The 12,839-nt window shown below is 44.9% G+C and carries 12 protein-coding genes; 7 read left to right on the top strand and 5 right to left on the bottom strand.

Annotation, left to right across the window (positions count from 1 at the left end):
* Nucleotides 1-181 precede the first annotated feature (181 nt).
* Nucleotides 182-559, top strand: coding sequence for a hypothetical protein (locus ACJJIQ_RS01380; RefSeq protein WP_444916296.1), 378 nt, complete (start codon nt 182-184; stop codon nt 557-559).
* Nucleotides 560-593: 34 nt separating this feature from the next.
* Here the strand turns inward: ACJJIQ_RS01380 and ACJJIQ_RS01375 are convergent, their stop codons facing one another.
* Nucleotides 594-1,535, bottom strand: coding sequence for an IS1595 family transposase (locus ACJJIQ_RS01375; RefSeq protein ID WP_445362153.1), 942 nt, complete (start codon nt 1,533-1,535; stop codon nt 594-596).
* A 473-nt stretch (nt 1,536-2,008) separates the two neighbouring features.
* On the opposite strand from ACJJIQ_RS01375, the gene ACJJIQ_RS01370 reads away from it, so the two are divergent.
* The 3 genes from ACJJIQ_RS01370 to ACJJIQ_RS01360 all read left to right on the top strand — a co-directional run bounded on the left by ACJJIQ_RS01370 (nt 2,009) and on the right by ACJJIQ_RS01360 (nt 6,055).
* A complete protein-coding gene (locus tag ACJJIQ_RS01370) occupies nt 2,009-3,028 on the top strand; it encodes a cytochrome-c peroxidase (protein ID WP_445363463.1) in 1,020 nt (339 codons plus the stop codon).
* A 548-nt stretch (nt 3,029-3,576) separates the two neighbouring features.
* The gene (locus ACJJIQ_RS01365) at nt 3,577-4,743 is read left to right on the top strand and encodes a patatin-like phospholipase family protein (RefSeq protein ID WP_445363462.1); all 1,167 of its coding nucleotides are present in this window, start codon (nt 3,577-3,579) and stop codon (nt 4,741-4,743) included.
* Nucleotides 4,744-4,948: 205 nt separating this feature from the next.
* Nucleotides 4,949-6,055, top strand: a complete 1,107-nt coding sequence (locus ACJJIQ_RS01360; RefSeq protein ID WP_445363461.1) for an acyltransferase family protein — start codon at nt 4,949-4,951, stop codon at nt 6,053-6,055.
* Between the two features lie 97 nt (nt 6,056-6,152).
* On the opposite strand, the gene ACJJIQ_RS01355 is transcribed toward ACJJIQ_RS01360, so the two are convergent.
* Nucleotides 6,153-6,773 (bottom strand): LysE/ArgO family amino acid transporter, encoded by a 621-nt coding sequence (locus ACJJIQ_RS01355; protein ID WP_444894975.1) that lies wholly within the window; start codon nt 6,771-6,773, stop codon nt 6,153-6,155.
* A gap of 130 nt (nt 6,774-6,903) precedes the next feature.
* Here ACJJIQ_RS01355 and ACJJIQ_RS01350 point away from each other — a divergent pair, with 130 nt between their 5' ends.
* Nucleotides 6,904-7,806 (top strand): LysR family transcriptional regulator ArgP, encoded by a 903-nt coding sequence (locus tag ACJJIQ_RS01350; RefSeq protein WP_444892969.1) that lies wholly within the window; start codon nt 6,904-6,906, stop codon nt 7,804-7,806.
* 8 nt (nt 7,807-7,814) lie between these two features.
* Here the strand turns inward: ACJJIQ_RS01350 and ACJJIQ_RS01345 are convergent, their stop codons facing one another.
* Both ACJJIQ_RS01345 and ACJJIQ_RS01340 read right to left on the bottom strand, forming a co-directional pair.
* Nucleotides 7,815-8,696 (bottom strand): nucleoside deaminase, encoded by an 882-nt coding sequence (locus ACJJIQ_RS01345; RefSeq protein WP_445363460.1) that lies wholly within the window; start codon nt 8,694-8,696, stop codon nt 7,815-7,817.
* Nucleotides 8,687-9,556, bottom strand: a complete 870-nt coding sequence (locus ACJJIQ_RS01340; protein ID WP_445363459.1) for a LysR family transcriptional regulator — start codon at nt 9,554-9,556, stop codon at nt 8,687-8,689. Before ACJJIQ_RS01340 ends, ACJJIQ_RS01345 begins: the two co-directional genes overlap by 10 nt.
* 90 nt (nt 9,557-9,646) lie before the next feature.
* On the opposite strand from ACJJIQ_RS01340, the gene ACJJIQ_RS01335 reads away from it, so the two are divergent.
* Nucleotides 9,647-10,147, top strand: a complete 501-nt coding sequence (locus ACJJIQ_RS01335) for a lactoylglutathione lyase family protein (protein WP_282933974.1) — start codon at nt 9,647-9,649, stop codon at nt 10,145-10,147.
* Nucleotides 10,148-10,247: 100 nt separating this feature from the next.
* Here the strand turns inward: ACJJIQ_RS01335 and ACJJIQ_RS01330 are convergent, their stop codons facing one another.
* Nucleotides 10,248-11,453 carry a multidrug effflux MFS transporter gene (locus ACJJIQ_RS01330; RefSeq protein ID WP_444926906.1) on the bottom strand — a complete coding sequence of 402 codons (1,206 nt, stop codon included), beginning with the start codon at nt 11,451-11,453 and terminating at the stop codon, nt 10,248-10,250.
* A 280-nt stretch (nt 11,454-11,733) separates the two neighbouring features.
* Here ACJJIQ_RS01330 and ACJJIQ_RS01325 point away from each other — a divergent pair, with 280 nt between their 5' ends.
* Nucleotides 11,734-12,837 (top strand): glycosyltransferase family 25 protein, encoded by a 1,104-nt coding sequence (locus ACJJIQ_RS01325; protein WP_445363458.1) that lies wholly within the window; start codon nt 11,734-11,736, stop codon nt 12,835-12,837.
* Nucleotides 12,838-12,839 lie beyond the last annotated feature (2 nt).

The raw sequence follows: 12,839 nt of genomic DNA, 5'->3' as shown, positions 1-12,839 counted from the left end.
TTCTCAGGAAAGGTTGATCAGTCGTGCTAATTGAGAAAGTAATCAAAGCCGGTACAGACATTGATTGAAGAATTGACGATGATTCACTATTCACAAGAATCCTCAGCTATCCGAGACAAATAAGGCCTATCTAAAGTAAAATTAATGCACAATCAGATCACACTATATAACCTTGAGAGATATGTGGAAATTCATACTTAATTATATAAATGGTGCTCTTGGTATAAGTTCCATTGAAAGCGGCGAAAGAATATCCCCAGAGGAAGAACGCTTTCCAACAGACGGAATTGTACGCGCGCCCTCTTTTGATTCGATTCCACACAAACAAGAACCTTTGACGGGCTCAGTCCGCCCAAAAGAACTTGGTGAGGTAGTAGAAGTCATGGTTGGTGTTGATTATCCAATTTACGGTGGACAAACGATACTCGTTGCTGATTTTGGAACTTACACAATTGAGCTGCCCAGCCCCTGCAGCGGAATAATCGAAGAGACTCTTATTAAGCCCGGTAGCTTGATAGGTAGCGAAACGCCTCTATTTAGAATACGTAGACCAATATAAAAGTTAACCAGATATAACAATACCTAATTACCACTTATGCTAAGCCAATTTTTAGCAACCTTTCTGGCATCGGTGGTGTCCGAAGAGAGACGTAAATCAATCTTGGAATGAGTGCCGACAAATCAAACCTCCGATTAAAGCGATATTGAAATTCTGCCAAATAGCGCTGTGCATATTTCGGCCTAATAGCATGGTAAGTGCTACGTAGCGCACTCTTTAAATTACCAAGTACTGTATTTACCCAATAGAACTCAGGCTCTTCAACAGAAGCTCGGCCACCACCACAAACAATTTTGTCATGTACACAACCGGCCTCCTTAATGGCATTGAAGCATGGAAGACCATCTGAGATGACTGTGCTGCCACTGCAAAGGTACTTTTTACTCCAGGTTGAAATTTCACTGCTTTTGAAGCCCTTGATAATTGAGAGCTTAATACGGGTTGGGCGTCCCTCCTTGGTTGTTTCAACGGCCGCCACAAAGGGAGTTTTACCCTTGGCTCCGCGCCCGGGCTTGCATCCAGTACGCTCACCACCGAGATAGGCATCATCTAGTTCAATAAAACCGGACAGTTTGTATCGTTGGTCTCGCTCCATCATCACTTGCATGAGTTTCTGCTTCATACGCCATGCTGCGTTGTAAGAGATACCTAGATGTCGAGATAGCTCCATAGAGGAAATGCCCTTCTTATCCTGAGTAATCAGGAAAATACCGAGAAACCAGGTGGTGAGGGGGAGCTTCGTGGAGTCAAAAATTGTACGAGAGGTAATCGATGTCTGACGCCGACAATGGTTACATTGCTTAAGCTTGCGATAAGCGAGGTCGCAATGCTTGTCATGCCCGCAGTGAGGACAACTAAAGCCATTGGGCCAACGCCACTGCGACAGTGCATCGAAGCACTGTTCCTCGCTGCCGTACATTTTGAGGAATTGGGTCAAACTAATACCCTTCTGAAACTGTACCTTGTTGCGAGCCATGGCGTATTCCCTTGCAGATCAACGAGATAGCTGTATTTATATACAGTTACGCATAACTTAGCAAGAGTGGTAATTAGGTAACAATAAGATTAAAATCTTCCTAAAACCTAAAGGTCCTACCTAAAAATTTAACCACATTCAGATAGTTATGGAGTCATTTATCGTTCGAGTAGATATTACACCACCAACCGGCTAGCAGAAATACGAATCATTTCTCTTTAGAGATACTGATAGCTATCCCCTAAATCCTACACTTCCTCGCCAAATCCAGTTCACTCAATGTATAGGTCAAGTTCTGAATAGTATTTGAAAAAATATTTTGTGACCAATTCTGGATATTCTAATAACCCACAGTTTTTTTTGTTAAATCATGGTATCAGCCGAACGAGCTTCCCTATATAGTGGCGCCGCCTAGCTTTGATTAAAAATAGGTTAGTTGTCATTGTTTTTTGAGATGTGGGAGAGATACCAAAGTGATTAAGAAAATTTTTTCGAAAAGAGATCTCAAGCTTCCAATCATTGGCGGCTTGATAGCGGTAGCAAGCTTGCTATCAACAACTGTATCGGCAACGGCCGAAGTTGATATAAATCAATTACGTCAACAATCAAAAATTATGTTCGGCACTCTCTCAGAAACTATGCCAGGCAGTGAGAATGACACCCCTGCGATGGTTGAGCTTGGAAGAACACTGTTCATGGACGAACGGCTTTCAGTCAATGATAGCCAGTCCTGTAACAGCTGCCATCAAGTAGGGAACTACAACGGCTCGGGTGTCGACAATGAAGCGACATCACCGGGAGCTTTACCTGGCACCAAGGGTGATCGAAACTCTCCAACGGTCTGGAATTCCGGATTTCAAGTGGCTCAATTTTGGGATGGTCGCGCAGAGGACCTGAAGGAACAGGCCAAAGGTCCAATTCTAAACCCTGTAGAGATGGGAATGCCTTCAGAAGAGGCTGTTGAGGCAAAGATTTCAAAAATTGCCGAATATCAAGAAAGTTTCAAACACGCCTTTGGTAAAGAGAATGCTATCTCTTACGACAATATTGCTGAGGCCATAGCTGCGTTTGAGCGCACACTGATTACAAATGATCGTTTTGATGATTTTATAAATGGTGATGATCAGGCTATGACAAAAAGTGAGTTAAAGGGCCTGCAAACCTTTATCAACACTGGTTGTTCAGCATGCCACAATGGTACAACCTTGGGTGGAAACATGTACCAGAAGATGGGGCTGGTCAACCAATATCCACACCAAGAAGATTTAGGTCGTTATAAAGTTACAGGCCTTGAGAATGATAAAATGATGTTTAAAGTTCCAATGTTACGCGACGTAAGCAGAAGCGCTCCTTACTTCCATGATGGGCGTGTAGAAACCATCGAGCAGGCAATTTACGATATGGCTTGGTACCAATTGGGACAGAAATTAAGCACACAACAAGTAGATGATATTGCAACTTTCCTAAACGCTTTAGAACATCAAGCTCATTAAACTATTTCCCACCCTTCGGGGTGGGCTTCTTTCGCTCTAATCAATTTTGGCTGAGCTCGCGGGTTTCCAGTCACTAGCTCATTGATAACTTGTAACCATTCAACCCTGCGGTTACTTTGTGTATATGACACAACAGTCAGTAGACTAAACGGTTTCCTGATTACCGACCAACTTATAATTTCTAGCGCTCCATCAATACTTATATCAAGCCCGTAAAATAAAGTCCGAAGGGAAATGTGCAGTCTTCAGCCGCCGACTTGAGAGAGTTCCATTAAATTACTGTTCAATACCTGGGCATTCAGTCATCAGATTACTTTATGTGCTTTTCGCTTTATAGATAGTGAAATTTTCCATAAGGAACTAAGAGAATAGAAATTACGATTTTTTTCTCATTCGAATAAGAATCCCCAATAGTGCTTAATTTCCTATCACAGTCCCAAAGCAAGATAAGAAAACAGCCTTAAGTAACTTTTAAATAACCCAAAGAAATAAAACTAATCTGATTTGCCACACTCACTGTATTAAGAGTTTAGCGTTCAGGAAGATCAATGAAACTTCGGCTAGCGTCAGCCCTCACCATACTAGTTATCATAGCGTTTTTAGGCTTGGTGTACGTCTACAATTATCGACTGACCCAAAGTATTCAGTATGACGCCCACCCTGTTACTAAAGAGTTTATTAAGAGTAATGCTCCCCTTAAAGACAAAGATACTATCAACATCCTTATCATAGATGGCGGTGGAATACGTGGTTTGATACCGCTCTATGTTATTCAACATATTGAAGAGCAGACCGGCAAGCCTATTGATGAATTATTTGATGTTTTTAGTGGAGTATCCACTGGCGCCATCATCGCTACTGGTCTCAATGTGACTCAAGAATCATTTGACGATGATCATCCAGGGATTGAAAACCTTAAATCCCAAAGTGATAAAATTATTGATATTTATAAACAAGATAGCAGATACGTATTCTCCGTACCTTGGTATCACAAATTACTAACCTTTAATGGTTTTATCTCCCCTCGCTTTAGCGGTGAGCGCTTAAGCGAAACCATGGAAAAGCATTACACTGAAAAATTGAAGTTTACGAGCCTGAAGAACTACGTAATCATCCCCTCTCTCAATATTCATATGGGTCAACTTCAATTATTCAAAAACCGTGGTGAAGCAGTCAGTAAGCTGCCCACAGACACACTTTATCAACTCGTAACAGCGGCAGCTAGTGCGGAAACCCTATACCCGCCTGTCGATTTTGTAACTACGGGACGGGATATGCACCAGCGCTATTATGCCGATGCTGGTATATACGCAAATAATCCAGCCAGTATTGTTTTACGCGAAATTATTAGAGAGTTCCCTGAAAAAAACTACTATGTGCTGATTCTCGGGGCCGGTACGTCTCCACTAAGTACAATGGAAGCCAACTACAGAAACTTAAAAAATTGGGGAAGAATTAATTGGGTGAAAGACCTTATATCTAATGTACAGAGGTCCATGGATGACCAACAAGTATACACTTTGGAAATCGCACAATCCCTTAGCCCTAAAGGGCGAATAAAATATAACTACTTAAATGTAGAGCTTGTTAATCCATATGTTGACCCATTTGACTATAAAGCAAGTAAGAAGCTGAAAGTTCTAGCAGATAGGCTTCTTGAGGAAAATAAAACGGAGGTTGATCAGGTAGTAAACACCCTCAAGGACAAAGGCTAGCTATAACGCTGGAGAATACTTCACCTATTCAGTTGAGCTTGCCATTCAGTGTTGCCTTGGATGAGAAGCCATTAATGGATTTGCATGCATGAAAGCCCGAAGATTTGAGTTGAATCACACAGAATACAGATAGTGTGTTCAACTTAGGCAAGGTAAGATCATGCCCATACCTTCTTGGATTGACCATGGATATAGGTCGTTAGCAATGAACACACGCCTTCTTAATCTCGATGTACTACGGGGGCTGGCTGCAACTTTGGTTGTCTGGCAACACAGTAGTGAAGTATTTATCCGCAACCCACCCATCGCCCAGCACGGCTCGGCACTGGCTGAATTTATCAGTCAACTGGATTTTGGCCGGATAGGTGTACTTTGCTTTTTCCTAATATCCGGCTTTGTCATTCCCCATAGTCTTCTTGTATCTAACCGTACTCTCAAGAGCTTTGCTATCCGCCGCTTCTTCCGCTTGTATCCCGCTTACTGGTTATCTCTGACTGCAATTATCGGACTTACATGGTTGCTCACTGACCGAACATTCTCTGCATCTACTATTCTTGCCAATACCACAATGCTGCAAGGCCTAATGGGGTATGAAAGTGTTCAGATTCTATATTGGACTCTCACTGCAGAACTGCTTTTTTACTGTCTCTGCGCACTGATGTTCACCCTTCGACTACTAGGGAATCCCAGATATCTACTCTTAGTGTGCTGGGGGGCACTATCGGTATTTGTCAGCATGCAACTTTTAGGGCAATCATCCACTCCAATTTCCCAGCTTCCCCCCACCACTACTTACCTCCCCTTTGCTATCGCAGTTATGTTCTGCGGAACCCTACTCAGGTATTGCTACGAAACAAGGCGCGGTTATCGTTATATGCTTTGGGGCCTGGTTTCGACCTTCTCGATACCACTACTCGTTATGGCCATGCACCTACTAGGTAGGTCGATCAGCGAAACTCCCCTCCGCTTTGTATCATCTCATTTCATCGCTTTAGCTATCTTCCTCGTTTTTGTATTACTTCCACCAAAGCCAATACGACATTTAGCCACTCTGGGGACTATCAGCTATTCCATTTACCTGTTTCATTTAATCGTTGTCTTTCTCGTCAGCTGGGCCATAAGCCAACCTTGGGGACAAGGGCTTACAAGTATTTCTCTATCCACGTTGCTTGTGGCAGTAACACTACTTAGCTTCGCTTTGGCGGCAGCCATTTATTGGTTGGTGGAGAGGCCTTGCATGCAATTTGGGCGCTTTTTGAGTGATCGAAACGGCGGGTTAAACAGGTCAGGGGGAATGTTAAGGGGGAGTTAGTGTGGAAAACTATCGGAATAAGTTAGGGGCCTGGAAGCAAAAAAATAGCCGTAGACTTATTAGTCTACGGCTATTTTTAGCAGCCATTATTGAGTGTCTACTGCGCCCACAACAAGCTGATAGCAATAGTCCACATCATAATGCCCACCAATACATCGAGTACCTGCCAGGTTCTGGGGTTCTTAAATAGCGGCTGCATCATGCTGCCACCCACTGAAAGAAGGGTGAACCATAACAGGGATGCACTACATGCCCCCAGCACAAAAAACCAGGTTCCATTGCCAGCATACTGCGCCCCTACTGAGCCAATCAGTACAACCGTGTCCACATACGCGTGTGGATTAAGCAGGGTTAAGGCTACCGCGGTAATCAAGGCAGAACGGCGGGATTTCATCCACTCTTTTTGCTCTCCAAGACCTTTGTTAGTGAAGGCCGAACGGAAAGCCATGGCACCGTAGGAGAATAGGAAAGCAGCACCGAGCCAGGTCAGCCAGATCATCCAGTCGCCACCCGCTTGTGCGAGATTTGCAACCAGGAACACACCAGCTGTAATCAAGGCAATATCCATCAGTACGCATAAAGCCGCGATACTAAAGTGATATTGTCGACGGATACTCTGCGTCAGTAGAAACGCATTCTGCGCTCCGATCGCCATAATCAAACTGATGGTAGTCAAAAAACCTTTTGCGAGCGGCGCCAGCAACAACCCTGAAAACACGATGCCTCCTGTGTTTCATTCTCTAATTTGGAAGTGCCCGCAGGGCTGCGGGCCTGAATAGTGGCGCGAGATTAAGAGTCAAACTAGAATAAGTAAACTTAATTATACTGATCCCTCATAAGAAATTCTTATGCTAGACCTAAAGCAACTCCAAGCCTTTGCCTTTGTCGTAGAGGAGCGCAGTTTTGACAAGGCTGCTGCCCTACTCCATGTCAGCCAGTCTGCGATTTCCCAACGAATCAAAGCCTTAGAAAGCCAGGTTGGCCAAGCCCTATTGATACGCTCCAACCCTTTGCGGCCCACTGAAGCCGGCCTCAAAGTGCTGGGGTACTACCAGCAAATGCACTTGTTACAGCAAGAGCTTCTCACTGATATCGATCCAGAGGGAGGCAAAACCCGCTATAGCAACCAGAATAAGGTTCGTATCGCACTGAATGCAGATAGTTTGGATACCTGGTTCCTAGCCGCCATCACACCATTGATTCGATCCCAGCAGTTGCTCGTGGATCTAAAGGTCGACGACCAGGACGCTACCCATGAACTGCTGAAGAATGGTGAAGTCATTGGCTGTATCAGTTCAACAACCAGTAACCTCCAGGGCTGCCAATCGGTACTGCTCGGTCACATGGCCTATTACCCGGTATGCACCAAGGCGTTTAAGAAGAAGTTTTTTTCAGACCCGATTAAGGTTGAAGAACTCCACTACGCTCCCACAGTGGAGTTCAACTATAAGGATCAATTGCAGAGTCGTTACCTTAAACAGTTTTGGGGAGTGGAGACTGGTCAGTACCCATCTCATGAAATTCCCTCTTCAAAGAGCTTCCTCAGTTTCTTAACTCTGGGGCTGGGTTGGGGAATGGCGCCAGATATTCAGATCGCGAGCCTGCTAAAAAGCGGAAAGCTGGTGAAACTCGCTGAAGACCAGTATTTGAAGATTCCTCTTTACTGGCATGTTTGGAATTTAAAATCGAAATTGATTAAAGAGATCACTATCAACCTCACAGAACATGCTCGAAAAGCACTAAACCAATAGTCGAATAGTTAGTGATGGTGATGGTGCGACTGCCAGGATGGACAGTAATCCAGCTGCAGTTCACCATTTTCCAGCTGTTTTAGGGTTGAAAGTGCTTGGCGATATATAGACCGATTTTCCTTATGCCTAATATCCAGGTTTTTGAAGTTCCGAAAAGCTTCCTGATAAATTTCTTTAGCATCGTCACTCAATAGGAAGCTAACAATATAGTCTCCATGTAGTAATTCATAATTAAAGTAAGCCCCATCCAGCTTCTCTTTTTGTAAAAGCTTCGATGGTTCTGAAGTTATACGGCGAGTGTAATAATTTCCCGGTTTATCTACGATACACTGAGAATGTTCATAGCCACAATTTTTGTCAAAGCTTTGCTTAAGTCGTTCGATACTTTGACCATAGTCTGGATCAGTTTGCCCGTATACAATACCTGAAACGCCCAAAAAAATCATCATTCCGCTACACATCATACAGGGCTCTAAAGATGTGTAGATCGTAACATTGGCCTTGGTCAAATATTGACTTTTTCCTCCGAGACATTTTTCTGATAGACACTGCTGCATTAAACGCACTTCAGCGTGTTGAGTTTTGTCATCACAACGCAAAACTGAATTTAGTTGGGCCCCGACTATTTTCTTGGCATCATTATCAAATAAAACCGCACCAATATTATGGCCTCTTTTATTTTTATCAGTAGGTCTGACCCAGTCCTGGAATACTATAGAATAAGCCAACAACATCAGTATCTTATCTTGCTCATCCTTAACACTCTCGGCTTTAGCTATTCCCACAAAAGAAAATTGTGATAGAGCGAAAAGGAACAGGAGGCGAAACAACCCGGTATTTTTACCAAAACTGTTCAGCTTTTTGATACTTAGGAGCCCGATTAAAGCCATTTCTCCATTTCACCAATAATAAACCTGACTCTGGCGGGTACAAGTTGAGTGCGCCTAAGCGCCAAATACAGTGTCTCACTAACGGGATTTTCAAGGCTATGTGCCTTAATCAATTTCGGCTTTCGAAATGCACTTACCGCATAGGCGGGTAAAACTGTGAAACCCAATCCCATACTAACGGGATCCAGGATTAAGCTGATCTGATTGGAAAACCCTTTTTGTTGAAAATCTTCAAGACTTCTAAATTGTGGGAAGTTCGCTCCCAATAATAGACTCGCATGGTGTATACCGTCAGGATGGCCTATGTACCCCAGCGCTAAAAGCGACTCCCAATCAGGGGGTTTCACTTCAGCCGGCGTCACTAGCAATAACCTTTCACTGGCGATCGGCCGACTGTCAATCTCCTCTGCTTGTGGCGGGCTGGTCATTAATCCAATATCAGCACCGTTTTCCGCAATGGCCTTCTCTACATCCAGGTTGGGCGCGAAACGGCAGCTAATCGATAAACCCTGGTGGATTTTCTGCAGGGACAACAACTTGGGGTAGAGCTTCAGCCCCACACTCCCAGGGCACATCACTCGCACATCCCCATGGTGGGGAGGGTCTTCACCAACAATTTGCCCCAGGCTGGAAAGCTTCTGAATAATCCCCTGCCCTTCCCGATAGAGCCGATCACCAGCATCCGTGAGAGTGAAGTGTTTACCCTGCCTGACTAACAGAGCGACACCTAAGTGCTCCTCTAACTTGCGTATATGCTGACTGACCCCAGACTGAGTCATATGCAAGCGATCCGCCGTACGAGTGAAGTGCCCCTCTTCAGCTAAAGTACAGAAGCTTCTTAACCACACTGGATTTATCATTACGAATGCTACTTGAAAATATTACAAATGATAATTATACGTAATGAATCAGAAGCTGTAACTTAACCGCATTCAACAAAGGAGACAGCTATGAGTAACGCATACCCGAGAACCTTTTCTCATATCGGTATTTCAGTGCCAAACCTTGAAGAAGCTGTGAAGTTTTACACCGAGGTACTTGGTTGGTACCTGATTATGAAGCCCACAGATATCACAGAGGACAAAAGCGCTATCGGTGAAATGTGCACCGACGTATTTGGCCCAAACTGGGGTAGTTTCCGCATTGCTCACTTATCGACAGGGGACCGGATTGGCGTAGAACTATTCCAGTTTAGCAATCAGGAAAACCCAGAAGATAACTTTGAATACTGGAAAACCGGGATCTTTCACTTCTGCGTACAAGACCCCAACCTGGAAGAACTGGCGGATAAGATTGTGGCGGCCGGTGGTAAAAAACGTATGCCGGAGCCCCGTTATTACTATCCCGGTGAAAAGCCTTATCGCATGATTTATATGGAAGATCCTTTTGGCAACATTCTGGAAATTTACAGCCACAGCTATGAGCTGATCTACAGTGCTGGTGCCTACTGATCTTAAGCACTCCAGAATTCACTCAGCATCACTCGAACGATGCTGAGTGAAATGCCAGCACAGAGTTATTCAGAGGCTCCCTAATTTATTTTGGTATTACTCAATCGCTCTGGTCTGCTGTGATGCTGACTACATTACGCAAAACCAACCAGGAAACCACAAAGGCCAAAATTCCACACACCGCAATTACCCCAGCAAGCGACCCTGGTGTTCCATTAAATACCAAACTGGTTATCAGGATAGCTACAGCCCCGATTGACAACTGCATAGTACCAGCCAGGGCGGAAGCCGTTCCCGCTATAGGGCCATGTCTTTCCATGGAGAGAATAAATGCCGTCGGAAGAACCAAACCGAGAAACATATTGCATACGATAAGCATGCATATCAGTAGTACGAGATGATCGAAACCGGCCTCTATTACTAAATACATAGTCACCGAGCTTATTACAAATCCAGTCACACCCCACTTCACCAGCTTCACCATCCCTAAACGAGCACCGAAATTTGCCGAAAATTGACTCGACAAGAAGAAACTAAGCGCATTCAGAGCAAAGGCGAGACTAAATTCGGTTGGGGTCAATCCGTAGTAATTCGTATATAAGAATGAAGCTGCCGCAAAAAAAGCAAGTACACTGGCGAAGCCAAACCCTCCTATACAAGTAAGCCCTATATAGATCGGGTCACGTAGTAATATCGAATAAGATTCAAGCAGCGCACCTATTTTAAATGGTATGCGCTTATTCACTGGTAAGGTTTCATGAAGGCTTGTAATAGCAAGTATCAGACTTAAAAAAGTAGCAATGGATATCCCCCAAAATATGCTGCGCCAACCAAACGAAATTAATAGCAGACTACCAATTAATGGCGCCAACATAGGAGAAATTGAAAGGACAAGAATTGCTGTGGTAAGAAGGCGAGTTGCTTGAGTACCCGTATAAGAATCTCGAATTATTGCTCGGGGAATCGACATTACCGAAGCGGCACCCACTCCTTGCAGGAAGCGAAAGGCAATTAACCACTCGATAGTGGTTGCCAGGGCACAACAAATAGATGCGAAAGTAAAAACCAGCAAACCAAAATAGAGCGGCGGTTTGCGGCCAAACATATCGGAAGCGGGGCCATAAAAAATCTGACACACCCCGAACGCAATAAAATAGGCCATCAGCGTATAAGACGCGACCTGGGTTGAGGTGTCGAGGGCCTTTGTCATCGCAGGCAATGCAGGCAGATACATATCAATGGCCATAGGACCAACAGAGCTCAAAAGCCCCAGGATCAACGCCATTTTTATAAAGCCTGAGTTCATCCACAGCCCCTATTGAACCAACTCCACCTTGGCACCTCTACAAGACACCTCTCACAATTACTAAAAAGGGAGAAGGAAAGAATACACCGCGCTTGGGACCCTATGAGGCATGGATGCCGATTAGGAGCTTACAGGGATGTATTCACAGCGTGTCTCGAGTGCGGTGTATTCTTTCCTTCCACCTCAGCAGTAAGTTCCCTCATCCTTTTCGGACTGGCAGGTCAAACCTTAACCTTCAATCGTAGCAACTTAATTTAGGACCATAAGATCAGGGGAGTTAATGGCCCATGACGCTTCTATACCGCCTGCAGACGGTATAACTAAAGGTGTTTCAGCCCTGACCTCCAAGCGTCCAGGAGGCTCCTGTGGTGCCCGGCTCTTCTTCAACACCTCTTGGTGGAAAAGCCCTGTCATTCTAGCAACTGTGATAGCTCAGGAATTTTTGCCTGGCCTGCTGGCTGCTACCAGCCACAAGCCCAAGCGACACCCGCTTTCCCCACCAACAAGACCACGTCGCCGCCTCCCTTTAAGCTCCAGACGCCCAATTACCTCGCGTGGCCGCCGTCAGCGACCCTATATCGCCAATACCCCCTGTTGGATTATCACTCTGCAACCAAACAGTGATGACGTTGACCTATTACTCAGCGCCGGGAAAATGCAGCGACTGCATATCAACACAATTGAAGGGATTGATGGGCGCTCAGGCACCCCAGAACTGGAAGATAATGAGCATATCGCGAGTAACGTCACCCGGTGGCGCCACTTGTGCGAACTCAAGAACTCCGAAATTGGGTGCTATCTCGCCCATTTGAGAGCAATTCGCCGGGCATACCGCTCCGGCTTGGACCGGGTCTGTATTCTGGAAGATGATGTACAGCTAGAACCCTCATTTGGCCGCGTCTTAGCGGAGTTAGAGCAACTCCCTGAAAATATCGAGATGATTCGACTGATGGGACTTAAAGTCCGCAAGCGAAAAGTCGTGCAAACCTTGAATGACGGTGTTCACCAGTTAGTGCGACCAGAGCGGGGATGGTGTGGAGCACAGGGATATTTGATTAACCGGCGCGGTATGGAGAAAGTCTTAAAATATGCCAGCCGTATTTTCGAACCCATCGACAAGGTATTCGATCACTTCTGGCAATTTGACCTAAAACTATATGGCGTTGAGCCCCACCTTCTGTGGGAAAACGAACACATCTCCAACATTGTTAAATCCAATATCCACCGCACGAAAGTCGCCCGGTGGCTCTATTGGCTGCACCCTTTCGGAAAACTTTGGCGCAGTGTGGGCAGGCACTTTTATTTAAGGCTCCACTCAAAAGAGTTCTATCCAGCAGAAAAACCCACACAGCGCACAGGGCGTACGGCGCGAATTAAATCTTAAGA

It is taken from the genome of Microbulbifer maximicatervae (SeqCode), from assembly GCF_052468295.1.
Note: the sequence above shows the minus strand (reverse complement) of the source record. Positions and strands in the feature narration are given on the sequence as shown.